The 24,478-nt window shown below is 70.6% G+C and carries 22 protein-coding genes and 2 pseudogenes; 12 read left to right on the forward strand and 12 right to left on the reverse strand.

The window, feature by feature from the left end:
- Positions 1-280: 280 nt before the first annotated feature.
- Entirely contained in the window at positions 281-2,443 is a 2,163-nt protein-coding gene (gene kdpB / locus ACIQMR_RS19500) for a potassium-transporting ATPase subunit KdpB (protein WP_401388424.1), read from the reverse strand.
- An 804-nt stretch (positions 2,444-3,247) separates the two neighbouring features.
- Between kdpB and kdpF the strand changes: the two genes are divergently transcribed.
- From kdpF to ACIQMR_RS19515, 3 genes are all read left to right on the forward strand, one after another.
- Positions 3,248-3,337, forward strand: a complete 90-nt coding sequence (gene kdpF / locus ACIQMR_RS19505) for a K(+)-transporting ATPase subunit F (RefSeq protein WP_401388427.1) — start codon at positions 3,248-3,250, stop codon at positions 3,335-3,337.
- An 8-nt stretch (positions 3,338-3,345) separates the two neighbouring features.
- Complete coding sequence (locus ACIQMR_RS19510) at positions 3,346-5,862, forward strand: ATP-binding protein (protein ID WP_401388430.1); 2,517 nt, start codon at positions 3,346-3,348, stop codon at positions 5,860-5,862.
- A 229-nt stretch (positions 5,863-6,091) separates the two neighbouring features.
- Positions 6,092-8,635: an ATP-binding protein gene (locus ACIQMR_RS19515; protein ID WP_401388433.1), complete on the forward strand. Its 2,544-nt coding sequence runs from the start codon at positions 6,092-6,094 to the stop codon at positions 8,633-8,635.
- A gap of 32 nt (positions 8,636-8,667) precedes the next feature.
- Here the strand turns inward: ACIQMR_RS19515 and ACIQMR_RS19520 are convergent, their stop codons facing one another.
- The 3 genes from ACIQMR_RS19520 to ACIQMR_RS19530 form a co-directional block, all read right to left on the reverse strand.
- Positions 8,668-8,802, reverse strand: a complete 135-nt coding sequence (locus ACIQMR_RS19520) for a hypothetical protein (protein ID WP_401388436.1) — start codon at positions 8,800-8,802, stop codon at positions 8,668-8,670.
- 135 nt (positions 8,803-8,937) lie between these two features.
- The gene (locus ACIQMR_RS19525; RefSeq protein WP_401388438.1) at positions 8,938-9,597 is read right to left on the reverse strand and encodes a DUF1707 domain-containing protein; all 660 of its coding nucleotides are present in this window, start codon (positions 9,595-9,597) and stop codon (positions 8,938-8,940) included.
- Positions 9,598-9,811: 214 nt separating this feature from the next.
- Entirely contained in the window at positions 9,812-9,982 is a 171-nt protein-coding gene (locus tag ACIQMR_RS19530; RefSeq protein ID WP_401388440.1) for a hypothetical protein, read from the reverse strand.
- A gap of 98 nt (positions 9,983-10,080) precedes the next feature.
- On the opposite strand from ACIQMR_RS19530, the gene ACIQMR_RS19535 reads away from it, so the two are divergent.
- Positions 10,081-10,218 carry a hypothetical protein gene (locus tag ACIQMR_RS19535; protein ID WP_401388443.1) on the forward strand — a complete coding sequence of 46 codons (138 nt, stop codon included), beginning with the start codon at positions 10,081-10,083 and terminating at the stop codon, positions 10,216-10,218.
- 111 nt (positions 10,219-10,329) lie between these two features.
- Here the strand turns inward: ACIQMR_RS19535 and ACIQMR_RS19540 are convergent, their stop codons facing one another.
- Complete coding sequence (locus tag ACIQMR_RS19540; RefSeq protein WP_401388446.1) at positions 10,330-11,055, reverse strand: cation transporter; 726 nt, start codon at positions 11,053-11,055, stop codon at positions 10,330-10,332.
- The gene (locus ACIQMR_RS19545) at positions 11,055-11,390 is read right to left on the reverse strand and encodes an ArsR/SmtB family transcription factor (RefSeq protein ID WP_401388448.1); all 336 of its coding nucleotides are present in this window, start codon (positions 11,388-11,390) and stop codon (positions 11,055-11,057) included. Before ACIQMR_RS19545 ends, ACIQMR_RS19540 begins: the two co-directional genes overlap by 1 nt.
- 99 nt (positions 11,391-11,489) lie before the next feature.
- Here ACIQMR_RS19545 and ACIQMR_RS19550 point away from each other — a divergent pair.
- From ACIQMR_RS19550 to ACIQMR_RS19560, 3 genes and pseudogenes are all read left to right on the forward strand, one after another.
- Positions 11,490-11,786: pseudogene (locus tag ACIQMR_RS19550) on the forward strand (enoyl-CoA hydratase-related protein); the annotation flags it as partial.
- An 88-nt stretch (positions 11,787-11,874) separates the two neighbouring features.
- Positions 11,875-12,657, forward strand: a pseudogene (gene cobF / locus ACIQMR_RS19555) (precorrin-6A synthase (deacetylating)); the annotation flags it as partial.
- Between the two features lie 60 nt (positions 12,658-12,717).
- The gene (locus tag ACIQMR_RS19560; protein WP_401388883.1) at positions 12,718-13,092 is read left to right on the forward strand and encodes a glyoxalase superfamily protein; all 375 of its coding nucleotides are present in this window, start codon (positions 12,718-12,720) and stop codon (positions 13,090-13,092) included.
- A gap of 24 nt (positions 13,093-13,116) precedes the next feature.
- Here ACIQMR_RS19560 and ACIQMR_RS19565 read toward each other — a convergent pair whose 3' ends face one another.
- Genes ACIQMR_RS19565 through ACIQMR_RS19575 form a run of 3 tightly spaced genes read right to left on the reverse strand, consistent with a single transcriptional unit; the run spans position 13,117 to position 15,994 of the window.
- The gene (locus tag ACIQMR_RS19565) at positions 13,117-13,713 is read right to left on the reverse strand and encodes a hypothetical protein (RefSeq protein ID WP_401388449.1); all 597 of its coding nucleotides are present in this window, start codon (positions 13,711-13,713) and stop codon (positions 13,117-13,119) included.
- Entirely contained in the window at positions 13,710-15,308 is a 1,599-nt protein-coding gene (locus tag ACIQMR_RS19570) for an ATP-binding protein (RefSeq protein WP_401388452.1), read from the reverse strand. Before ACIQMR_RS19570 ends, ACIQMR_RS19565 begins: the two co-directional genes overlap by 4 nt.
- Positions 15,305-15,994, reverse strand: coding sequence for a response regulator (locus ACIQMR_RS19575; RefSeq protein ID WP_401388455.1), 690 nt, complete (start codon positions 15,992-15,994; stop codon positions 15,305-15,307). The genes ACIQMR_RS19570 and ACIQMR_RS19575 overlap by 4 nt, the downstream gene beginning before the upstream one ends.
- 229 nt (positions 15,995-16,223) lie before the next feature.
- On the opposite strand from ACIQMR_RS19575, the gene ACIQMR_RS19580 reads away from it, so the two are divergent.
- The 4 genes from ACIQMR_RS19580 to ACIQMR_RS19595 all read left to right on the forward strand — a co-directional run bounded on the left by ACIQMR_RS19580 (position 16,224) and on the right by ACIQMR_RS19595 (position 19,524).
- A complete protein-coding gene (locus ACIQMR_RS19580; RefSeq protein ID WP_401388458.1) occupies positions 16,224-16,631 on the forward strand; it encodes a YciI family protein in 408 nt (135 codons plus the stop codon).
- 8 nt (positions 16,632-16,639) lie between these two features.
- Positions 16,640-17,815, forward strand: coding sequence for an RNA polymerase sigma factor (locus tag ACIQMR_RS19585; RefSeq protein WP_401388886.1), 1,176 nt, complete (start codon positions 16,640-16,642; stop codon positions 17,813-17,815).
- A gap of 308 nt (positions 17,816-18,123) precedes the next feature.
- A complete protein-coding gene (locus ACIQMR_RS19590; RefSeq protein ID WP_401388461.1) occupies positions 18,124-19,128 on the forward strand; it encodes an alpha/beta fold hydrolase in 1,005 nt (334 codons plus the stop codon).
- Between the two features lie 129 nt (positions 19,129-19,257).
- The gene (locus ACIQMR_RS19595) at positions 19,258-19,524 is read left to right on the forward strand and encodes a hypothetical protein (protein ID WP_401388463.1); all 267 of its coding nucleotides are present in this window, start codon (positions 19,258-19,260) and stop codon (positions 19,522-19,524) included.
- A gap of 22 nt (positions 19,525-19,546) precedes the next feature.
- On the opposite strand, the gene ACIQMR_RS19600 is transcribed toward ACIQMR_RS19595, so the two are convergent.
- Both ACIQMR_RS19600 and ACIQMR_RS19605 read right to left on the reverse strand, forming a co-directional pair.
- Positions 19,547-21,538: an ATP-binding protein gene (locus ACIQMR_RS19600; RefSeq protein WP_401388466.1), complete on the reverse strand. Its 1,992-nt coding sequence runs from the start codon at positions 21,536-21,538 to the stop codon at positions 19,547-19,549.
- A 287-nt stretch (positions 21,539-21,825) separates the two neighbouring features.
- Positions 21,826-22,359, reverse strand: coding sequence for a hypothetical protein (locus ACIQMR_RS19605; RefSeq protein ID WP_401388469.1), 534 nt, complete (start codon positions 22,357-22,359; stop codon positions 21,826-21,828).
- A gap of 586 nt (positions 22,360-22,945) precedes the next feature.
- Between ACIQMR_RS19605 and ACIQMR_RS19610 the strand changes: the two genes are divergently transcribed.
- Entirely contained in the window at positions 22,946-23,422 is a 477-nt protein-coding gene (locus ACIQMR_RS19610) for a MarR family winged helix-turn-helix transcriptional regulator (protein ID WP_401388472.1), read from the forward strand.
- 550 nt (positions 23,423-23,972) lie between these two features.
- Here ACIQMR_RS19610 and ACIQMR_RS19615 read toward each other — a convergent pair.
- Positions 23,973-24,446 carry a MarR family winged helix-turn-helix transcriptional regulator gene (locus tag ACIQMR_RS19615; RefSeq protein WP_401388475.1) on the reverse strand — a complete coding sequence of 158 codons (474 nt, stop codon included), beginning with the start codon at positions 24,444-24,446 and terminating at the stop codon, positions 23,973-23,975.
- Between the last annotated feature and the right edge of the window lie 32 nt (positions 24,447-24,478).

Here is a 24,478-nt window from a genome sequence, read left to right on the forward strand (position 1 = left end):
CTTCCATGGATAAGGGCATGCTTCGGAGCCGCGCAGGGCGGGGAGAGGCGTGCGGATGCGAAAAGGGGCGCCGGACGAAGTCACGGCGCCCCGAGGGCTACGGAATGGGCGTCAGCGGGAGGCGGACGTTTCCGGGCAGCGGGGCACGCGACGGGGCGCCGTATTCGGCGGCCGGTCGAGAAGGAGCCACTCGCTGTTCACGACGCCCATCGAACCCTGCCCCGGCTGCCCGGCCAAGCCCTGGCGCCTTTCCCTGACGCTCTTCTGACGGTCGCGCGGCTCAGCCGCCGAGCCCCGGAATCGCCGAGACCAGCAGGTCGATCAGTTTGATCCCGACGAACGGCAGCACCAGGCCGCCCAGGCCGTACACGGCCAGGTTCCGCCGCAGCAGATCGTGGGCGGAGGCCGGGGTGTAGCGCACACCGCGCAGGGCCAGCGGAATCAGCACCACGATGATGAGGGCGTTGAAGATGATCGCCGACGTGATGGCCGAGGTCGGGCTGTGCAGGCCCATGATGTCGAGCGCTTCGAGACCGGGGTAACTCCCCGCGAACATCGCGGGGATGATCGCGAAGTACTTCGCCACGTCGTTGGTGATGGAGAAGGTGGTCAGCGCGCCCCGGGTGATGAGGAGCTGCTTGCCGATCTCGACGATCTCGATGAGCTTGGTCGGGTTGGAGTCGAGGTCCACCATGTTCCCGGCCTCCTTGGCGGCCGAGGTACCGGTGTTCATCGCCACACCGACGTCCGCCTGGGCCAGGGCCGGGGCGTCGTTGGTGCCGTCGCCCGTCATCGCGACGAGCTTGCCGTCGGCCTGCTCCCGCTTGAGGAGGGCGAGTTTGTCCTCGGGCGTGGCCTCCGCCAGGAAGTCGTCGACGCCCGCCTCCGTCGCGATGGCTCGCGCGGTGAGCGGGTTGTCGCCGGTGATCATCACCGTACGGATGCCCATGCGGCGCAGCTCGTCGAAGCGTTCCCGGATCCCGTCCTTGACGACGTCCTTCAGATGGATGATGCCGAGCACGCGGGGACCGTCCCAGTCATGCACGGCCACCACCAGCGGAGTACCACCGCCCGCGGAGACGGCGTCGGACCAGGAACGGGCCTCGGCGGGCACGGACCCGCCGTACCCCTCCACCCATCCGATCACCTGCGCGGCGGCGCCCTTGCGGATGTGGCAGGCGGCCCCGTTCTCCCAGCTCAGATCGATACCGCTCATCCGGGTCCGGGCGCTGAACTCCACGAAGCAGGCGTGCGAGAGCTCCCCTTCGGCCGGGGCGCGCAGGCCGTACTGCCGCTTGGCGAGGACGACCACCGAACGGCCTTCGGGTGTCTCGTCGGCGAGCGAGGAGAGCTGGGCGGCGTCCGCGAGGACGAGTTCGTCGACACCGGGGAACGGGACGAGGGCGGCCGCCTCCCGGTTGCCGAGGGTGATGGTGCCGGTCTTGTCGAGCAGCAGGGTGTTGACGTCACCGGCCGCTTCCACCGCCCGTCCCGACATCGCCAGCACATTGCGCTGCACGAGCCGGTCCATGCCGGCGATGCCGATCGCGGAGAGCAGCGCGCCGATGGTGGTCGGGATGAGCGTGACGAGCAGGGCGACCAGGACGGTGGTGGACTGCGCGGCACCCGCGTAACCGGCCATCGGCTGGAGGGTGACGACGACCAGCAGGAACACGACGGTCAGGGCGGCGAGAAGGATGTTGAGGGCGATCTCGTTCGGTGTCTTCTGCCGGGCCGCGCCCTCGACCAGGGCGATCATCCGGTCCAGGAAGGAGTGCCCGGGACGGGAGGTGACCCGTACGACGATCCGGTCGGACAGCACGGTCGTACCGCCCGTCACCCCGGATCTGTCGCCTCCCGACTCCCGGATGACCGGGGCCGATTCGCCGGTGACGGCGGACTCGTCGACGGCCGCGATGCCGTCGACGACGTCGCCGTCGGCAGGGATCAGCTCGCCCGCCTCGACGAGCACGAAGTCGAAGAGCTTGAGATCCGACGCGGCGACAGCCTCCGTCTCGGCCCGGTCCAGGTCCGTCCCGTACCGCCAGTGGCGCAGCCGCAGCGCGACGGTGTCCGTACGCGCGCGGCGCAGCGACTCGGCCTGCGCCTTGCCACGGCCCTCCGCGACGGCCTCGGCGAGGTTGGCGAAGATCACCGTCAGCCAGAGCCAGACGCTGACCACCCAGGTGAAGACGGACGGGTGGATCAGCGCGGACAGGGTGGTCAGCGCCGAGCCGACGGCGACGACGAAGAGGACGGGGTTGCGGACCAGCGCCCGCGGGTGCAGTTTGCGCAGCGCCTCGGGGAACGACGTCAGCAGCTGTACGGGGTCGAAGAGCCCGCCGTGGCCGGATCGCCGTCGGCGACGGTGCGGTCCGGCACCGGGGGCCGCTGGGGGAGTGCCCGGGACTGTGGGCGCCTGCTCGGGCGCGGCGGGATGCATCGCGGAATCCTTCTGACGGGTTCGGCCGGCCGATTGAACGGGGTGGCCGCCGGGCCTTGCCGTCGCCGGGGCTGCGGCGGCGACAAGGCGGTTCGCGGGTGCGCCGGCAGGGGACGAGGCACCGCCGTGGCTCGTCGTTCGCCGGAAACCTGACCGATGGACTCGGCCGGATCCCCGTCATGCCACTGACGTCCCCGGTTTCCGGCGGCCGGTCATGGAACCTAATCCACCGACCGGACCCGAACGGCCCGTTGCGGGACGAACTTGCGTGTCCTTGACGCCATTTCGGCGAGCCGCATCAGGAACACATCAAGCGCGATGGCAGCTGCGTCAGGGGCGCGTCAGCGGATGCCCCGCGTGACAGGGGCAGTCGCAGAATGATCGACACGGAGGAGCGGACGGCCGTCCGTGGCGTGACGTGGAGGGCGAGTGACTGTCACCGCTGGAAGTACGCGCAGTCCGGAAACGGGGGCCCGGACAGCTGCCGTGCACGGGCCACGGAAGGCCGTTCGTTCCCCCAGAGGGCCGTCCCGGTCCGCGGACACGAGGGCGTCCGCGACCGGAACGGCCCTCTGCTCGTCCTCTGCTCGTCCTCTGCTCGTCCTCTGCTCGTCCTCTGCGCCTCCTCTGCCCGTCCTCGGAATCCGGATCCTGTCCGCACGGGACGCATCAAGGCGGCGTCAGCATCACCACAGGCGGCGCCAGAGAGCCGTCAAGGTGGGTGTGCGGCCAGGCCGGGGCGCGGTTGCGTATATCGCAACCCGCTGTCTCGAACTGTCTGCGTACGAGGAGAGTTGATCGCGCATGGGTGTGGAGAATGTCGTCGGGCTGGTCGTCGCCTTCAGTCTGCTCGGCTACCTGGTGGCCGCTCTGATCAACCCGGAGAAGTTCTGAACCTCGACGTGCCGGCGGACGCCGCGCCCACGACGCGTCCGGGAAAGCTCAAGGTCTTCCTGGGCGCCGCTCCCGGCGTGGGCAAGACGTACCGGATGCTCGACGAAGCCCGGCGCAGGGCGGGACGCGGCACCGATGTCGTCGTCGGCCATGCGGAGTGCCACGGCCGTCAGCACACCGAGGAGATGCTCGCCGGGCTCGAGGTGCTGCCCCGCGCCGAGCGGGACTACCGGGGCCGAACGTACCCCGCTCTCGACATCGACGCGGTTCTGCGGCGCCGCCCCCAGGTGGTGGTCGTCGACGAACTCGCCCACTCCAACGTGCCCGGCTGCCGCAACGCCAAGCGCTGGCAGGACGTCGAGGAACTGCTCGCCGCCGGCATCGACGTCGTCACGGCCGTCAACATCCAGCACCTCGAGTCCCTCAACGACGTGGTCGAGAAGATCACCAGAGTGCCGCAGCACGAGACGGTCCCCGACGACGTCGTACGCCGCGCCGATCAGATCGAGCTCGTGGACATGCCGCCGGAGGCGCTGCGCCGCAGGATGGCTCACGGAAACATCTACGCGCCCGACAAGATCGACGCCTCGCTCGCCAACTCCTTCCAGACCGGCAATCTCACCGCGCTGCGCGAGCTCGCCCTCCTCTGGGTCGCCGACCGGGTCGACGAGGCTCTTCGGAACTACCGCTCGGAGCACGGCATCGGTGGTGTGTGGGAGACCCGCGAACGGGTCGTCGTCGCTCTGACCGGCGGACCGGAGGGTGAGACGCTGATACGTCGTGCCGCCCGTATCGCCGCCCGCTCGGCCCGCGGCGAACTGCTCGCCGTCCACATCGTACGAAGCGACGGCCTCGCCGGCGGCACCTCGCACTCCGCACTGGCTCGCCAGCGGCATCTCGTGGAGACCCTCGGCGGCAGCTACCACTCGGTCGTCGGCGACGACGTGCCCAGCGCGCTGGTGGAGTTCGCCCGTGCGGAGAACGCGACCCAGCTCGTCCTCGGCACCAGCAGGCGTGGCCGCCTCGAACGTTTCCTGACCGGACTCGGCATCGGCGAGACGACCGTGGCCCTCTCCTCGGACATCGACGTCCACATGGTCACGCACGAACGCGCGGGGCACGGCAGAATGCTGCCTTCCCGGCGACGAACGCTGCCCACCTCACGGCTGGTCGCCGGACCCGTGGCTGGCCTGCTCCTGCCTGTCCTGCTCACCTTCCTCCTGGACCGGGCCCGCGGCACCTTCAACCTGACCAGCGAGGCACTGCTCTTCCTCGTGACCGTGACGGGTGTGGCCTGCATCGGCGGGGTCGTCTCCGCGCTGGTCGCCGCCCTGACGGCGTCCCTGCTGCTCAACTACTGGTTCATACCGCCCATCGGCGAGCTCACCTTCAACGATCCCGACAACATGCTCGCGCTCGGCGTCTTCGCCGTCGTCGCAGGCACGGTGGCCGCGACCGTGGACCGGTCCCTGAAACTGTCCCGCCGCGCCGCCCGGGCCACGGCCGAGGCGGAGACCCTGTCCTCGCTCGCCGGGTCCATCGTCCGCGGTGACGACGCGATACCGGCGCTGCTCACCCGGACCCAGGAGACGTTCGGGATGGACTCCGCCGAGCTCGTCGAGGAGCAGGTGGACGACCCCGCGGCAACGCAGATCTCCGTGGGCCCCGGCCTCTTCCTCCTGCTGCGCGGCCGCACGCTCCCCGCATCCGAGCGCAGAGTCCTTGCCGCCTTCGCCGCCCACGTCGCCGCGGCCGTGGAACGGGCCCGGCTCGCCGAGGCCGCCGCGGCGGTCGAACCGGTCAGGGCGGCCGACCGGATGCGGACCGCGCTGCTCGCGGCGGTCAGCCACGATCTGCGAACCCCGCTGGCTGCCGGATGGGCGGCCGTCGGCTCACTGCGCAGCCCGGACGTGGACTTCACTGACGGGGAACGGGACGAACTGCTGGCCACCGCCGACGAGTCCATGGCCCGGCTCAGCCGGCTCATCGACAATCTGCTGGACATGAGCCGGCTCCAGGCCGGTGCGCTCACGCTGAGCCTGTGCCCCACCCCGTTGGAGGAGGTCGTGCCTTCCGCCCTGGACTCGCTGCCCCCGGACACCGCGCAACCCGTGATCCTCGGACTGGAGGAGACCCCGCCCGTCCTGGCGGACCCGCCACTGCTGGAACGCGTGATCGCCAACCTGGTCAGCAACGCCGCCAGGTACGCGCCCCCCGAGCACCCGGTGCTGGTGACCGCGAGCGCGCTGGCCGGCCGCGTCGAAGTCCGCGTCGTCGACCGAGGCCCCGGCCTGCCGCCCACGGACCGCGAGCGGATCTTCGAACCCTTCCAGCGGCTGGGGGACAACGACAACACCACGGGAGTCGGCCTCGGCCTCGCTCTCGCCCGTGGCCTGACCGAGGCCATGGGCGGCACCCTCACGCCCGAGGACACGCCAGGAGGGGGTCTCACCATGGTCGTGTCCATGCCGTTCGCCGAAGCCGTCACCGGACGGACGGGCACGGACGCCCACCGGGAAGTCTGACGGGGCGCAGGCCTCTGTGACCGGCCGGCGAGGCGTAGAGGATCCGTTAAGACGGTCTCCCACCCCGTAAGGGACGCGTCAACGCGATCCGAACCGTGGCTGAAACGCGATTGTCTCTGTTGGTTCCGATCGCTTCGAGACATGAGATCCCCGCGGTCCGGCAGTCCGTCGCCGCGGAGCCCCTGATACCAGCCCTTCGACAAGCCCCTCGACGCCAAAGATCGGAACCATGGGACGCGGCAAACTTCGGATCTACCTCGGCGCGGCCCCCGGCGTCGGCAAGACGTACGCGATGCTGTCCGAGGCACACCGCCGCACGGAGCGTGGCACCGACTGCGTCGTGGCGTTCGTGGAGCATCATGCCCGGCCGCGAACCGAGGTCATGCTCCACGGTCTGGAGCAGCTCCCGCGCTGCGAGATCGAGTACCGGGACACCGTCTTCACCGAGATGGACCTCGATGCCGCCCTCGAGCGCCGGCCCTCCGTCGCCCTGGTGGACGAGCTGGCACACACGAACGTGCCGGGCTCGCGCAACGCCAAGCGCTGGCAGGACGTCGAGGAACTCCTCGCCGCCGGGATCGACGTCATCTCCACCGTCAACATCCAGCACCTGGAATCACTCGGTGACGTCGTCGAGTCCATAACGGGAGTACGCCAGCGGGAGACCGTCCCCGACGAGGTGGTCCGACGGGCCGACCAGATCGAACTGGTCGACATGTCGCCTCAGGCGCTGCGCCGCCGTATGGCGCACGGCAACATCTACAAGCCGGACAAGGTCGACGCCGCCCTGTCCAACTACTTCCGCCCCGGCAATCTCACCGCTCTGCGCGAGCTGGCGCTGCTCTGGGTCGCCGACCGCGTCGACGAGTATCTGCAGGAGTACCGGACCGAGCACCGGGTCTCCAAGATCTGGGGCTCGCGTGAGCGCATCGTCGTGGGCCTGACCGGCGGCCCCGAGGGCCGCACGCTGATCCGTCGCGCCGTCCGGCTCGCCGAGAAGGGCGCCGGCGGCGAGGTGCTCGCCGTCTACATCGCCCGCAGCGACGGTTTGACGTCGGCCTCCCCCAAGGAGCTGGCGGTCCAGCGGACGCTCGTCGAGGACCTGGGAGGCTCCTTCCACCATGTCATCGGCGACGACGTCCCGTCCTCGTTGCTCGACTTCGCACGCGGCGTGAACGCCACCCAGATCGTTCTCGGCGTGAGCCGTCGCCGTTCGTGGCAGACCGTCTTCGGACCAGGAGTCAGTGCCACCGTGGCCCGGGAGTCCGGTCCCGACCTAGACGTCCACATCGTCACCCACGGCGAGGCAGGACAGGGCCGTGGTCTGCCCATCCCCCGCGGGGCGAGACTCGGCAGATGGCGGCTCCTCTGGGGATGGCTGGTGGGCATCGCGGGGCCGGCCCTGCTGACACTGTTCCTGAACAGCGTGGCTCCCGATGTGGGCCTCGCCAACGACGTACTTCTCTTCCTGTCGCTGACCGTGGCGGCCGCGCTGCTCGGCGGGCTCGTTCCGGCGCTCGCGTCCGCGGGCGTCGGATCGCTCCTGCTGAACTACTACTTCACGCCGCCGGTCCATCAGCTGACGATCGCCGACCCGAGGAACCTCGTCGCGCTCGTCATCTTCATCGGCGTGGCGATCTCGGTCGCGTCGGTGGTGGATCTGGCCGCACGCCGCACGCACCAGGCGGCGCGACTACGTGCCGAGTCGGAGACGCTGTCGTTCCTGGCAGGCAGCGTGCTGCGCGGTGAGACCACCGTGGAGGCGCTGCTGGAGCGGGTCCGGGAGACGTTCTCGATGGACTCCGTCGCCCTGCTGGAGCGCGAGAAGGACGTTGACCCGTGGACCTGCGCGGGCAGCGTCGGGCGGGAGCCGGTCGCCCGCCCCGAGCACGCCGATGTCGACATGCCGATCGGCGACCACATGGCGCTGGCGCTCTCCGGCCGGGTGCTGCGCGCCGAGGACCGCCGGGTACTGGGCGCGTTCGCCGCCCAGGCCGTCGTCGTACTCGACCGCCAGCGCCTGGTCGACGAGGCCGAGGTGGCCCGCAAACTCGCCGAGGGCAACAAGATCCGCACGTCGCTGCTCGCCGCGGTCAGCCACGACCTGCGGACACCGCTCGCCGCCATAAAGGCCGCGGTCACTTCACTGCGCTCGGACGATGTCGAGTGGTCCGAGGAGGACCGGGCCGAACTCCTGGAAGGCATAGAGGCCGGTACCGACCGGCTCGACAACCTGGTCGGCAATCTGCTCGACATGTCCCGGCTGGACACGGCCACGGTCACGCCCGTGATCCGGGAGAGCGACCTCGACGAGGTCGTGCCCATGGCCCTCGTCGGCGTCCCGGACGCATCGGTGGAGCTGGACATCCCCGAGACCCTGCCCATGGTCGCGGTCGACCGAGGTCTTCTGGAACGGGCTGTCGTCAACATCGTCGAGAACGCGGTGAAGTACAGCCCCGACGACGCGCAGGTACTGGTGTCGGCCAGTACCATCGCCGACCGCGTCGAAGTCCGGGTGGTGGACCGTGGCCCGGGCGTGCCGGACGAGGCGAAGGAACGCATCTTCGCGGCGTTCCAGCGATACGGCGACGCCCCGGGCGGCAACGGAGTCGGACTCGGACTCGCCGTCGCCCGGGGATTCGCGGAGGCGATGGGCGGCACTCTCACCGCCGAGGACACACCCGGCGGAGGCATGACCATGGTGCTCTCCCTCCGCCTCGCGTCCGGTCATACGCCGGCCCGCCAGGAGCTGCCGGCCACCACCACGTCATGAGGGCGGGATCGCTCACGCGTCGTCATGCGTCGTCATGCGTCCAGGAGCGGTCCCGCCGTGTCCAGGGCCGCCCCGGCCTGGTCGGCGAGCGTCACCGCCACGAGCCGTGCCCGCAGTGGCGCCGTGACCTGGTGAGGGAGAGCGAGCTGTTGACGGCTCTTTGACACGAGCGCCCGCCTCAAGGAGCCGACGGGGGAAACGGGAGGCGCCAGAGGTGTGTCAGTGGCACCGGTGTCGAGCGCTCAGGGCAGGGGGTTCGGGAGATTCGGCGACGGCCCCGCCGAACGGTCACGACGATGGAGTCAAGCGCCCGCAGAAGGAGTGGTGGGCCTGCGCAGCAGCCACTGCGCGAACGTCCGACGCGCGGGCCGGACGACCACGCGTCCGTGAGCCTTCAGACCGACCAGCTCCACGCGAAGAATGACCGGCGTACCGGGATTCGTCGGAGTCCGACGGTACGTGACCCCGCTGTGTACCAGCTGGAGGCCATCGGTATCGACCACGATGCCCGGCCTCGTGACCAGCTTCAGGGTCTTCCCCACCATGTCCACGTCGATCCGCAAGGTGTCCTGCGTGATCACGGCGTCAGTGAAGTCGAGCGTCACCTCACACCACTGCACCGCGAGCTCCAGCCTCCGCGGTACCACCCAGCGCCCCACGCGCTCGACCGCGCCGCTGTGGACCTGTTCGATCCGGACGACGTCCTTGACCTCTGCTCCGGTCAGGCCGCCCGTAGCCGATACGGGCGGCAGGTCAGCGGTGAGCGGAGCCAGTTCGCTCAGATTCCGCGCCGACAGGGCGGCTTCCAGGCGCTCGTCCAGCTCGTCCGCGGTCAGCAGGCCGTCCCCTGCCGCGATACGCAGCACATCCACCACCCGGTCCCGGTCCGCATGGGAGGCTCGCAGCTCGGGCGACGAGCCGGAGTCGGAGCGCTTCCCGGTGGGCGACATCTCTCCCGACATGCTTCCGTCCTGGTCCTGTCGAACGTCTCCGCGCGACGCAGGCAGCGGCGCGAGGAGAAGACTAGCGCTATATCGCGACATGAATCCCGGCCGGGTCCCACCACGGACAGGCGGTGATCAGTGTCGATTCACGGCATGCGGCATCCACCATGCCGAGGCCGGTCGCCACGACAACCGGACCCCAGCGGCCGGTTCACGCCGTTCCCTCCGGGGCTCACACCTCGATGTGCGAGCCCATGATGACCATTTGGTCGCGGGGCAGGCCGAAATGCTCGGCGACGTCGGCGGTGACGTAGGAGGTGGCGATGAACAGCCGTTTGCGCCAGGGCGCCATGGTCGGTGCTTTGCCGCGCTGGAGCTCGATCCTGGACAGGAAGCAGGACACCTCGTCGAGGTGCAGAGGTCCCCGGTCGTGGCCGGGTCCAGCATCGACAGAGCCCGGGGCACGTCGAGCGTCTCCATGTAGCCGAACCGGGCGGTGACGTGGATGATTCCGTCGTCGGCGTAGCCGAGGTCGTCGACGTCGATCGACTGGTCCAGGTGCCGGCGGGCGAGGTGTTGACCCGTCAAGGCGCCATGACCAAGGACGCATTCGAGGGCCTTGCCCGGAAAGCTTGCTGAACAGCAGATTCGTCGGCGTGACCGCGGGCCGGGCACATCGGGGACGCCGAGTTGGACCGGGAGGAGCAAGACCGCGCCGGACACACCGACACACGGGCCGGTAGCCGGTGTTCACGAGCAGCAGGTGCATCCCGGCTTGCAGTCGCACCCGTGCGCCTCGGCCGTGACCGCCCCGACGGGGGTCGGGGTGTGGGCGTGGGCGGCGGGTGCGCAGCAGCCCTTGCCCTGCCATGCGTCGCGACCTTCCTTGATCGCGACAGCGGCAATCACCAGGGCGGCGATGGGGTCGGCCCAGGACCAGCCGAGCGTGGCGTTGAGGACCAGGCCTACCAGCAGGACGGCCGACAGGTAGGTGCACAGCAGGGTCTGCTTGGAGTCCGCGACCGCGGAGGCGGAGCCGAGTTCGCGGCCCGCGCGACGCTGCGCGACGGACAGGAACGGCATGATCGCCAGGGACAGGGCGGCGATGACGATGCCCGGCACGGAGCGGTCGGCCTCGCCGGTGCCGGCCAGGGCCCGGACGGCGTCGACGCTCACGTAGGCGGCGAGGGCGAAGAAGGAGAGGGCGATGATCCGCAGCGTGGTCTTCTCCCGTGCCTCGCGGAGTGCGTGGTCGCGGGCGGAGAACTGCCAGGCGACGGCCGCGGCGGAGGAGACCTCGATGATCGAGTCGAGGCCGAAGCCGATCAGCGCGGTGGAGGAGGCGATCGTTCCGGCGGTGATCGCGACGACGGCCTCGATGACGTTGTACGTGATCGTGGCGGCGACCAGGAGTCGTATGCGCTTCCCGAGGGCGTCGCGGCGGGCCGGGGAGGGGCCGAGGGATGTCGCGGCCATCAGCAGCATCCCTTCTCGTCGGCATCCGGGCAGGTGTTGTCGTTCTCGACCGCGACCACGGCGGCGAGGAGGTGGTCCAGGGCGCGGCCGAGGCGTTCGTCGGCGAGTTCGTAGCGGGTGCGGCGCCCGTCCGGCACGGTGACCACGAGGCCGCAGTCCCGAAGGCAGGCCAGGTGGTTCGACAGGCGGGTCCGGGAGACGCCGAGCGCGTCGGCGAGGTCGGCCGGGTATGCCGGTTCCTGGCGCAACGCGAGAAGGACTCGGCAGCGGATCGGGTCGGCGAGCGCGCGCCCGAAGCGGGCCAGCACGTCGATGTCGGAGGCAACGGTCAGCACACCTTGACAGTACATCCGATCCTGAATTCAGGAAACCGTGGACCATTGATGGTCGTCGGGCCACCTTGCTGGTGCGTTCGGGGTGAGCGGCGGTGACGCCTGACGGGCCGCACCATGGACGCCTACGAAGCCGAACGGACCGGGCTCGTCTCCCGCATCGTCCCGGCCGAGGACCTGCTCGGCGAGGCACTCGCCGTCGCCGAGAGCGTGGCCGGCATGTCCGCCCCGGTCGCGATGATGGCGAAGGAGGCCGTGAACCGCGCCTTCGAGACCACGCTCACGGAAGGCGTACGCTTCGAACGCCGCCTGTTCCACTCCGTGTTCGCGACCGCCGACCAGAAGGAAGGCATGACCGCCTTCACGGACAAGCGGCCACCCGAGTTCACCCACCGCTGACCTGTGCGTTCGCGGCCGGCCCGCCGTCGTGAAGAGCGCCGGCGGACCGGCCGCCGCACCCGACCTCTCGCCCAGAAGGCCATCTCCCATGACCATGGACCAGCGCCACCTCCTCGTCATCGGCATCGGTGCCGGTGACCCGGACCATCTGACGCTCGCGGCGGTGAAGGCCATGCGCCGGGCCGACGTCTTCTTCGTCCTCGGGAAAGGTCCGGAGAAGTCCTCGCTCACCGATCTGCGCCACCGCATGCTCGACGAGCACGCCCGCGAGCCGTACCGCGTCGTCGAAGCGGACGACCCCTGGCGCGACCGCACCCGGGAGGTCCGCAGCGAGTACACCGCCGCCGTCCAGGACTGGCGCGGTCGGCGCGCGGACGTCTACGAACGCCTCGTTCGGGACGAGCTGGCCCCGGGGGAGACCGGTGCGTTCCTGGTCTGGGGCGACCCCGCCCTCTACGACAGCACCCTCGGCATCCTGGCCGAGATCGAAGGACGGGGCACCGTCGGTTTCGACGTCGAGGTGATCCCCGGCATCAGCAGCGTCTCCGCGCTCGCGGCACGGCACCGCATCACCCTCAACCAGGTCGGCCGCCCCGTCCACATCACGCCGGCCCGCAGGCTGCCGGAGGTGGGCCTGAACGACGACGGCGACATCGTCGTGATGCTCGACGCCCAGGAGTCCTTCACCGAGGTCGAGGGCGACGGTGTGTGGATCTACTGGGGCGCCTACATCGGCACACCCGACGAACTCCTCGTCTCCGGACGGCTGTCGGAGGTCGCCGAACGCATCAGACGCGTCCGCGCCGAAGCGCGCGCCCGGCACGGCTGGATCATGGACACGTACCTGCTGCGCATCGTCGACGGGCCGGGGATCGCCGCCGGTCTGTCCGACGCGGCTCTCGCGGCACAGTCCTCCGGGGAGAAGCCGTCAGTGCCCGATCCCGCGCCCGATCCCGCCCGGCCGGCTGGGCAGAGGGAGGAAGAGGCGATCCCCGTCCTCCGGGTCGCCGACGCCGCCGCGGCGGTCTCCTGGTACGAGCGCCTCGGGTTCGCCAAGCAATGGGAGCACCGGTTCGAGCCCGGATACCCGGCCTTCGTCGAGATCGCGCGCGGCGGCGTGAAACTGTTCCTGTCCGAGCACACGGGCGACGCCCGTCCCGACACACTCGTCTATCTGAGTGTGCGCGACGTCGACGTCGTCGCGACCGAGTTCGGGCTGCAGGTGATCACCGCGCCATGGGCGCGTGAGGTGGAGCTCCGCGATCCCGACGGCAACCGCTTGCGGGTGGGCACACCGGCCGAGTGACGCTCGCCGGGGGCTCGGCTCCTCCTACGGCTGCCCAAGGTCGGGACACGAGTCGGCCGACTGTGTCAGCGTCCATCCGTCGCCGAGCACACGGACGCTCGTGTGTGCGGGGGAGCGTTGCGCATCGACGGGAGGAGCCGTGGGCGCAGCGTCCCGTTGCGCGTCCGCGGGCGGCGCGGCGAACGGCCCACTCGCGTGAGCCACCGTGCACGCCAGCTGCAGCATGGCCGGATGGCTGAGGGGAGCGACACCTTGGGGGAGCTTGATGGACACGCGGTTGCCGCCGTCGGCCGTCACGCCCGGTGTGTCCGTCAGGCGGGGCAGTTCCGTGATGGCCGTCGCGGCCTCCCCTGTCGTCGGTCCGCGGAACAGCTGGGCCACGACGGACCCGAGGTCCGCAGGGTCCCCGATGTCGCGGGGATACGCCGTCAGAGCGCCGTCGTCCAGGAAGTAGAGGGAGGCGACGACCGGCACCGAGGGCTCCGGAGTGGGGTGCCGCACGACGCTCGCGGGTTCGCCGGCCTCGATGACGTCGGACGGGGGGACTCCGCACGCCGACAGCGTCAGCGTCAGCGCGGCCGCGAGTCCGGCCGGCAGCGTCGTCCGTCGCGAGCCCTTCACCGGGCACCCGCGGTGGAGTCGTCATCGGCCGCTGCGGGGGCGCGGTGCAGGGGGAGCTCGACCGTGAACATCGCTCCGCCCCCGGGAAGGTTGACGGCGCTGATACGTCCCCCGTGCAGGTGCACGTTCTCGGCCGTGATGGCCAGACCCAGTCCGCTGCTCTCGCTTCTGGTCCGTGTGGTGCTCGCCTTGTAGAAGCGCTCGAAGATGTGGGGCAAGGCTTCCTCGGCGATGCCAGGTCCGTTGTCGGTCACCTCGATGACGGCCCACGCCACGTCCGGCCGCTCCTCTCTCACGCCCAGGGTCAGCCGCACCGGCGGCGCCCCGTGCCGCAGCGCGTTGCCCACCAGATTGGCCATCACCACGTCGAGCCGACGCGGGTCCACGCGCGCCCGGAGCGCGCCCGGTGAGGGCAGGTGGGTCTCGACTCGGCCCTGCCATCCCCGACCGGCGAGGGTGTGCTGTACGAACTCGGCCAGGTCGATCTCGTCCATGCTGAGTTCGGCCGCCCCCGCGTCGAAACGGGAGATCTCCATCAGATCGTTCACCAGCACGCTCAGCCGACTGGTTCCGTCACTGATGAGCCGCAACGCCTCGCCGGTGTCCCGGTTGAGTTCCCGTGCGTTCGCGTCCAGCACGTCGGTGACCGCTGACATCGCCGCCAGCGGCGTCCGCAGTTCGTGGGAGACGTCCGCGACGAAGCGGCGCGCCTGGGCCTCCAGGCGGCGCAGCTCCGCGACCGAATGCTCCAGGGCTGCCGCCGTGTGGTTGAAGGACCGTGAGAGGTCGGCGAGTTCGTCGGAACCGTTGACGACCAGCCGGACGTCGAGATGCCCCTCGGCCATCCGACGCGTCGCCCGGCGCAACGCCCGTACGGGACGGAGCACTCCGCTCGCGGCCAGCAGCGCCAGGACCACGGCGAGGCCCAGGGCCACCAGGGTGGCCTGCTTGATGGCGCCGACGATCGCTTCGACGTAGGCCTGTTCGGTGTTCTGCGGCACCACCAGGTACATCACCGTCCCCGAGAGCCTGGACTCCGTGCCTTCGCCGCTGTTGTACGTGACCGGCATTCCGACGACGAGGTAGGGCTGCCCGTCGGCGTTCACCCGCTGGAACACCGCGGCGCGATGGGTGTGCACGGACCGGCGCAGTTGCGGGCTGATCTTGTCGAAGTCGGCACTCACCGCGTAGGCGCGGAGGCCGCCGTACGTGGCCAGTACCCGCCGTCCTTGCGACGGGTTGGCCTGGAGCACCTGGGTGACCGCCTTCTCCAGGTGCGTCTGGCTCGGCGCCGGGGGAAGCTGGGCGGCCACGGCGTTGACGCTCGTACGGAACTGCCGGATGACGGAGTCCTGGCTCTGCTGCAGCACCCCCGTGCGCGCCTCCCGGAAGGCGACGGCTCCCGTGCTCAGCGCACTCGTCATGGCCACCAGCACGAAGGCCACCACCAGGCGCGAGCGCAGGCCCCGCAGCGGAAGCGGGACCTTCGCCAGGATCGCGCGGGAGAACCTCGCCGTCCTGGAGCCCTGCCCGGCTGCGACGGTCTCGTGCTCGCGTACGCGCATGCGTGCCCGTACGGATGTCCGGCCGCTCACGCGGCACCGAAGCGGTATCCGAAGCCGCGTACGGTCTGGATGTAGTGGGGATCCCCGCCCAGTTCGCCGAGTTTGCCGCGCAATCGCTTCACACAGGCGTCCACGAGCCGTATGTCGCCGTAGTAGCTGTGCTCCCAGACCGCTTCCAGCAGCTGCTGGCGGCTGAACACCTGGCCGGGCGAGGCCGACAGGGTCAGCAGCAGCCGCAGCTCGGAGGGCGCGAGCGCGACGGGTTCACCACGGTGCGTCACCGTGAGCCCGGCCCGGTCGATGACCAGCAGGCCGTGCGACTCCGCCCTGGGCCGGACGGCGTCGGAGACCGACGAGTCCTGCCTGCGCAGCACGGCCCGTATTCGCGCGTCGAGCACCCGGGCCTGCACGGGCTTGACCACGTAGTCGTCCGCGCCGGCCTCCAGCCCCACGACCACGTCGATGTCGTCGCCCTTGGCAGTCACCATGATGATCGGCACCTGGTCGCGTTCCCTGATCCGTCGGCATACGTCGAGGCCGGACATGCCGGGCAGCATGAGGTCCAGGACGACGACGTCCGGATGGAAGGGGTGGAGCTGTTCCAGTCCCTCTTCACCCGTTCCGGCGGCGAGGACGTCATGCCCCTGGTGTCGCATCCCCAGCTCGACAGCCTTACGGACATCCGGGTCGTCTTCGACAATGAGGACTCGTGGCACTTCGACAGTGTAAGCAGCCGCGTTCGGTCGCCGACCTGCGAAGGAGCCCCTCTCGGGAGCTGTTACAGAAGGGTCACACGGCGACCGGATCCTTTTGGGCAGCGGGCTCACCTCAGGCCGATCCACGAAAGTCCGAGAAAAGTCCGGCGGCGATGTCGAGAACCCGTGACCGGCTCCGTCCCCGCAGTGAAAGCGACCACAATGGGTCGCACCGGCGAGGAGGAACACCATGGCCAAGTACTTGCTGCTCAAGCACTACCGCGGCGCCCCGGCTCCGGTCAACGACGTGCCGATGGAAAAGTGGACGCCGGAGGAGATCTCGGCCCACGTGCAGTACATGCGCGACTTCGCCGCCCGGCTCGAAGGGACCGGAGAGTTCGTCGACGGCCAGGCGCTCGCCCCCGGCGGCACGTTCGTCCGGTACGACGGCGAGGGCCGCCCGCCGGTCACGGACGGCCCGTTCGCCGAGACGAAGGACCTCATCGCCGGGTGGATGGTGATCGATGTCGACAGTTACGAGCGTGCCCTCGAACTGGCCGGAGAGCTGTCGGCCGCCCCGGGTGCGGGCGGGGAGCCGATCCACGAGTGGCTGGAGCTGCGCCCCTTCCTGACCGAGCCGCCCACCGTCACCGAGTGACCTCACCCATGGACGAGGCACTGCTGCGCAGCCTCACCCCCGGTGTGCTCGCGATCCTCGTCCGCCGCGGAGCCGACTTCGCGGCGGCCGAGGACGCCGTGCAGGATGCGTTGCTCCAGGCCGTCCGCGTCTGGCCGGCCGACCCTCCGCGGGATGCGAAGGGCTGGCTGGTCACCGTGGCCTGGCACCGGTTCCTCGACGCGACCCGGGCGGACACCGCCCGCCGCCGCCGCGAGGACCTCGTCGACGAGGAACCGGCACCCGGGCCCGCGCCCGCGGTGGACGACACGCTGCAGCTCTACTTCCTGTGCGCCCACCCCTCGCTGACCCCGGCGTCCGCGGTCGCGCTCACCCTGCGCGCCGTCGGCGGTCTCACCACTCGCCAGATCGCCGAGGCGTACCTGGTGCCGGAGGCGACCATGGCGCAGCGCATCAGCCGGGCCAAGCGCACCGTCTCCGGCGTGCGCTTCGAGCGGCCCGGGGATGTCGCCACCGTGCTGCGCGTCCTCTACCTCGTGTTCAACGAGGGCTACTCCGGCGACGTCGACCTCGCCGCCGAGGCCATCCGGCTCACCCGGCAGCTCGCGGCCCGCATCGACCACCCCGAAGTGACCGGGCTGCTCGCCCTCATGCTGCTCCACCACGCCCGGCGTGCCGCCCGGACCGCGTCCGACGGCAGCCTGGTGCCGCTCGCCGAGCAGGACCGCGGCCGATGGGACACCACGCTGATCGCCGAGGGCGTGTGGATCCTCCAGTCGGCGCTCGCCCGCGACCGGCTGGGCGAGTTCCAGGCCCAGGCCGCGATCGCGGCACTCCACGCTGACGCGCCCACCGCCGAGGAGACCGACTGGGTGCAGATCGTCGAGTGGTACGACGAACTCACCCGCCTGACCGACAGCCCGGTCGTCCGGCTCAACCGCGCGGTCGCCGTCGGGGAGGCCGACGGACCGCGGGCCGGCCTGGCGGCGCTCGCGGCGCTGGACGCCTCTTCCCCGAGCTCTTCGAGCAGGGGATACCCCTTGCCCCGCCACGCCGCGGTGGCGGCGTACCTCCACGAGCGCGACGGCGACCGGGCGACGGCGGCACGGCTGTACGCCGAGGCGGCCCACCAGGCACCCAACCTCGCGGAGCGAGACCATCTGACGCGCCAGGCCGCCCGGCTCAACGCCCGCCGGTGTCGCTGACGGTCGCGCCCGGATCTGCCCGCGGCGCCGGACGGGCCCCGCGGCGGAGCGCGCGTACCTTCAGCGGCAGCTCCACCGCCGAGGCCGCCGACTGCACGGCACAGGGTGGCGCCACCGGCACCACCTCGATGCGCCTGCGGAACACACGCAGTGCTCCCGCTCGTGTGACGCGAGCGCCCGCCACGCCTCTCGCGGAAGCAGTTGCACCGACTGCCGTAGCGATTTCACCCGATTGCCTCGGCCGAGCTGGCTCACCGCCGCGGACGAGTGAAGCTGAACGCCGTAGGCCAACGGAAGGCGAGAACCCCATGAGTCCGGTCCATGGCATACGACGCCCCACACGGCGTCTCCACGGCGCGGCGGCAGGAATCGCCGTCGCGGCCCTGTGCGCGGTCCCGGCGGCACCGGCTGCGGCGGATGGTGGCGCAGGCGGCGGCACGAAACCCACCATCGTGCTGGTGCACGGTGCCTTCGCCGACGGGTCCAGCTGGAACGGCGTGGTTCAGCGCCTGCAACAGGCGGGGTATCCGGTCATCGCTCCAGCCAACCCGCTGCGCGGGCTGGCCAGTGACGCGGAGTACATCCACAGCGTGCTGAAGAGCGTGCACGGACCGGTCGTGCTGGTCGGTCACTCCTACGGCGGCTCCGTGATCAGCGAAGCGGCCGTCGGGGACGCCCAGGTCAAGGCGCTGGTCTACGTCGCCGCCTTCGCCCCCGCGGTGGGGGAGAGTTCCCTGGGGCTGTCCGCCAAGTACCCCGGGAGCACGCTCGGGCCCACCATCAAGAAGGTGCCCTTCCCCCTTCCCGGCGGTGGCACCGGCACCGACCAGTACATCAAGGCCGACAAGTTCCATGACCAGTTCGCCGCCGACGTTCCCACGTCGGTCACCGACCTGATGGCCGCCACTCAGCGCCCCGTGGCCGCATCGGCCCTGGAGGAGAAGGCCACCAAGGCCGCCTGGAAGACCATCCCTTCCTGGACTCTGATCACCACCGAGGACCGCAACATCCCGCCGGCGGCGCAACGCTTCATGGCCCGGCGCGCCCACGCGCACACCGTCGAGGTCAACGCCTCCCACGCCGTCTCGGTGTCCCAGCCGGGTGCGGTCACCCGCCTGATCGAGCGGGCCGCCCGGAGCGCCGCGGCGACCGCCGCCGATCCGTCCGGCACGACGCTCGCGAACACCGGCTCCGGGCGCCAGACCAGGCAGGCCATCACCCTCGGCGGCATCGCCGCCGTGTCGGTGACCGCGGGTTCGGCCGTCGTCATCCTCGGCCGCCGATGGCGGTCGCGAGCGCACAGCGGTCGCTGAGGCCGGTCCCGCTCCAGCGGACAGCGGGGATGGCGCGCGGCGGCGTGCAGCAGTGGTCGGCCGTGTGAACCGCGTGCTGCGCCGCTGCCGGGACGGTTCGTTGTCATACCTGGCTGCGAGGCTGTTTCCATGGACGAGGAACGTGCCGTGCGCCGGGTCTACGGTGCCGATCATGATGGGGAGCAGGGGCCTGTGGCCGGCCGCTCGTACGTGGAGCTCGTCGGCGGTCCCCTTGACGGCCTGCTGCTCGACATCACGGGCTGGAGCGCGCAGGACATCGCGGCGGGGGCCGCGCTGCCGACCGAACTCAGCCGGTTCACGCCCGGCGGGCGGGCGCTCTACGACCCGCGGCCGGGGGACGAGCCGGTCTGGGACTGGAGCGTGGACATGCCGTGAATCCGCGTGCGTCAGAGGGCTGCTACCGAGGGCCGTGCAGCTCCTGCTGCCACAGGCTTTCGCAGAGCAGGTCCAGGCCCTGACGGACGTGGCGACGGTAGGTGCCGTACGGGAGGCCGAGGCGCCGGGCGGCGGCTTCCTGGGTGGGCGCACCGGAGAAGTAGCCCGCCGTCAGGGCTTCGCGGGCCCGTGCTCCGCGCGGGTCACCGGCGAGGTCGTCGACGGCCTGGCGCAGCAGGACGCGCAACTCCTCGACGGGATCAGGGAAGTCGGCGGCGAGGCGGGCGCGCATCAAGGCACAGGTGGCGAAGGCGCCCGCGTCGCGCCAGTGCGTCAGCGCTTCACGTACGGCCTGGTCGAACGCGGCACGAGAGATGGGCGAGGGTCCGGACCGGACAGGCTCGACGGTGGTCGATATGAAGCGCCGGAGCCAGGTCTCCACGGGTACCTCGCGCCAGTCGACGCTGAACAGTCCGTAGGTCTGTTCACCGACTCGCGGTCGCGCCCCGGTGTCGTCGAGGGTGCCCTTGACGCGCACGGACCAGGCATCGGCGTCCCGCCAGACGGCGAAGCCGTACGCTCGGCCGCGCGCACGAGCGGACTCCGCCTGGGCACGGGAACTGCTCAGGTCGATGACGCGCGAGGGGACCTGGTACCGCTCGGGGTAGACCGAGAAGCGGCTGATGCCGATGTGCTCGCCCGGGCTCACCGGCGCGGTGGCCTCGGTGTGCTCCCAGGCGGCAGCCACGACGGGATCGGTGGCCAGGTCCTCGGGATCGGGAGGGGCCGGCAGAGCGAGTCGGGCCGTGAACGCCACGATCCGGCCCGTGCTCACGAGCCGGTAGACGCTGAAGGCCTGCGGCTGGCGCTGCGCCCAGTAGCGAACCAGTTCCGCGGAGGCGGACCCCTCGGTCTCCTCTGCCATCCGCAGCACAAGATCGAGGTCATCCGGGTGCAGCGGACGGTCGTGCACCTCGTCCTCGCGGGACCAGGTACGCAGACGCGCCAGGGTCTCCACCTCTCGAAAGAGGTAGAAAAGCTCATCGGTGACGGTCCACACCCGCTCCTCGGGCGCCTCGCGCAGCAGGCGCAGGTACTCCTCGGCCAATCGCCGGCGCATCGACACAAAGGCGTTGGGCGCTCGCCAGCGCAGGTCGGCGGCCAGAGTTCCGCGTGCCGCGTCGTGCGGATGGAGCCCTCGATGCGTGGACTCCATGAAGGGCAGGTCCCTGAGCCAGGAGAAGAGGAGATGAGTGTCCTCCTCGGGCAGCACCGCGGTGAGCAGTTCCTCGGACGTCGAGTGTGCCTGCGCCGCCACCTCCAAGGCGCGGCGGTGTGCCGCCGTGGGCACCTCACCGATCAACCCCGCCAACAGGGTTCGCAGGACGTCGGCCGACGGGGCCCAGATCTCCTCGCTGCCGCAGCCCGTCGACCCTGCGGCCGCCGCGAGGGACAGCGCCAGCGGGTTGCCCGCGGCGAAGCGGAGCACCCGCTCACGCAGTTCGGGCCGGATCTGCGCCGCGGCCAGCAGGCTCCGGGCCTGTTTCTCGGAGAACGGCTCCAGTTCGGTCACGTGCAGGAGCCCGTCCCAGGCGGGATCGGCGGTCCACTGCGGCTGCGGAGCGAGCCTGCCGGCAAGGACGACCAGGGTGTCGTCCGCGGCGCGAGGCAGGAAGTGCTGCCACAGCCAGCTCTCCAGCCACTGGCAGTGCTCGAAGGAGTCCACGACCAGGACCGTGCCGGGAACGTCCAGGAAAGGGCCGGCCGCGTGCTCGAAATCGGCCGGGTCCCGGCTGACGAAGCGGCCGTCGAGTTCGATGAGCAGCCGGCCCGCCGCACGAGCGTCGTCCGCCAGGCGCCGCAGCAGCGTCGACTTGCCGAGACCGCCCGGCCCGAACACATAGAACGCGAAGGGCGCCTGTGGGTCGCCGGCCAAAGCCTCCCCGAAGCGTACGAGTTCCTCGTCCCGGCCGATGAAGGCCCGTCCTCGGGCACTGCTCAGTCTCTCTCCCACGGACACCACGGCGGCTCCCATCCCCCTTGTCCCGGCACAGGACAGTCGTGCCCGAAGCGACCATCGGGGCTTCCCGCGGCGACAGGCACCTCTACGAGGCACGTGCGGTCCCGCCGCGTTCACGCCCTCCGCTCGACTGTCGAGGCAATGCCACGCGATCGATCGAAGATGTCGTATCCGGCCACTCACGAGGCCGATTCTGCCCCCTTTGGTCGTTGGGGATCCTAACAAGGGCGTCGGGAGCGTCCGTTGGTGGTGAAGCCCGGAACCGCCCCTGCGTACGTCGTTCAGCCGGGCAACAAGTCGCCGAGGGCGTCCACCAGGAGCATCCACATGGGCTGCGCCCCGGTGCCGAAAGCCACCGCGAGGGCGTATCCGACCGCGGCCTCCACCGGCTGCACCGCCGCGCCTTCCTTCCACTCGGCCAGGACGATGCCGTCCCCGTCCGACGAGAAGTCCCCGATGTGCTGCCCGTCCCGGAGCAGCCGGCTCCCCGGGATCGAGTCCGGCACCAGGCGATAGGTGGTGTCGTCCCGAATGACGTCCGTCCGGAAGGACTTGCGGGTCAGCCGGCCCTTGGCCGGGCGGAGCGGGGTGGCACGGCCGGCGATCTCCAGGGAGAGCAGTGAGCCGTCCCGTGTGCCGACCGGGGTGTGGTCGTCCGCCTCGGTGCCGCCGGCCCGGCGGATGACGATCGACGGGATCCCCTCGCCGTCGACGGTCACGACCCCTTCCCGGGTGTCCAGTGAGACATGAACCTCTCCGAACAGAGTGTCATCGGTGGACGAGGTGACGGGGCCGGCACCCTGGTCGTGCTCCATGGTCTTTCCTTTGTTCACGCGGTTTCCGAGAGTGGGGCGGGCGGTACGTCAGGCGGTAGGCGCCGCACTGGCCGCGACCGCCGACCACGTTCTCCGGCACGGAGTCCGACACGGCGGCCGGCGCATCGAGTGCCGGGTGCCGAGTGCCGAGGTCCGAGTACGTCGAGGAAGAGGCGCCGCACGTACGTCAGGTGCGGCGGCATGGCCTACGCGATGGCCTCACGTCCCGCGTCGGTGAGGGCGATGCGGCTGCCGCGGGTGCCCTCTTCGTGCTCGGAATGGCGTAGTCCGCCACCGACGGGCCGGAGTCACGGAGTAATTGGCGATTCAGATGGCGGCGGACGCCTCCCGCACGCTCAACTCCTCGGACTCGCCCACCCCGCCACGCTACCGCGTGGGTGACACGTCCACCGAGCCGGACCGGCTGGCGTTCGTGGTCGCCGCGGTGTCGGAAGCGCCGTCCCGCCCGGGGCCCGGTTTCGCCGGCACCGGGCCGGCCAGGGCTGCGCCTCGGCGATGACGGAATGATTTCAGTGGCCCAATGATTGCACGTACCGAATGATCGCGTCTTTGATAGCATGGAGGCATGACCGTGAACGAAGCCGCGGCCGGTGCGGCCGAGAGCGACCCGCTGGATCAGCTCGGATTCCTGCTGGCGCGAAACGGCGCCATCGCGAACAGCCGCGTTCACCACGCCTTCGAGTCGTGCGGCTTGGCGTTGCGGCAGGGCACGACGCTGATGCTGCTGGGCAAGGCGGGGTCCATGGGTCAGCAGGCCCTCGCCGCGACGCTCGAAGTGGACCCCAGCATCATGGTCGCGATCCTGAACGACCTGGAGTCCGCACGGCTCGTGGAGCGTCGCCGCGACCCCGCCGACCGTCGCCGCCACATCGTGGCGATCACGAAGGAGGGGCGCGACCTGCTGAACAAGGCCCAGGATGCGGTGACCGAAGTTGAGCACGGGCTCTTCGCCGACCTCTCGCCCGAGGAGCTGACGGCGCTCCGCGGTCTGCTGGCCAAGGTTCGTACCACTCCGGGGGATCCGGTCTGTACCGAGCAGTGACGGCAAGGCGGTTGGCGTCGGCGTCATGTCCGCTCCAACGGGTCTGTCGCAGAAGCCGGGTGCCCGTCGGCGAGGTGCGAACCTCGGTTGGTCGCTGGTGATCTGTCGGCTTCCACGCCGGCACGTTCGGTGCGATGTCCCGCCGGGCGCGAGTGGCCCACGACCGCTGAGCCCCCCAGTGGCCGGCGCTCGGCCGTGATCGCGGGTCCGGACGGTACGAGGGGCGGCATCCGCTCCCGGCGCTTCCCAAAGCGCGGGGGACACCGCCCCTGCGGACACGGGGTGCCGTGCCCGACGGCCGCCACCCCGTCCCTTGGATGCGGCCTGCCTGCGCCTCCATGCCCCTGCATGGCGCAGGTCCTGCGGCCCTCTGCGGGCCTCTGGCAGTGCCGGCCCCGGCCGGTCCGCCCGCCGCGAGTACTTCCCGGCGGCTCCGCTCGAACCCCTGGACGCCCTGCGGCGCCCACCGGAGCGGCACTGCAAGATTTAAGGTACAGGATGATTTATGGGCATCAAGGATTTGGGTGCTGTGACCATCGTCTCGCTGCCGCTACTCGGAGCAGGCGGCGTCGCCGGGGCTCGTCCGGATCCGGGCCAGTAGGCCGCGCAGGGTGGCGATCTCCTCCGGGGAGAGGTCTCCGAACAGTTCCCGCTCCACGTCGGCCACGGCTTCGTGGGCCTTCGTGAGGGTGCGACGTCCCTCCTCGGTGAGGGTCACGATGTGCCGGCGGCGGTCGGACGGGTCTCGCCGGCGTTCCAGGAGTCGGGCGGATTCCAGTTCGTTCAGGATCCCGACCATCACGCTGGGGTCGACTTCGAGTGCCGCCGCGAGGGCCTGCTGGCTCATGAAACCGGACTTGCCCAGCAGGATCAGGGTGCCGCCCTCCCGGGGGGCCAGTCCGCAGGTCTCGAACGCGTGGCGGACTCGGCTGTCCGTGATGGCGCCATGCCGGGCCAGGAGGAACCCCAGCCGGTCCAAGGGGTCGCGCTCCCCGTCGTTCGCCGCGTTCGCTTCTGCATTCACGCCCAGATGTTATCAAGACGATAATCATCACG

The sequence above is a fragment of the Streptomyces sp. NPDC091376 genome (assembly GCF_044757085.1).
In the GTDB taxonomy this organism is placed as follows: domain Bacteria; phylum Actinomycetota; class Actinomycetes; order Streptomycetales; family Streptomycetaceae; genus Streptomyces; species Streptomyces pratisoli.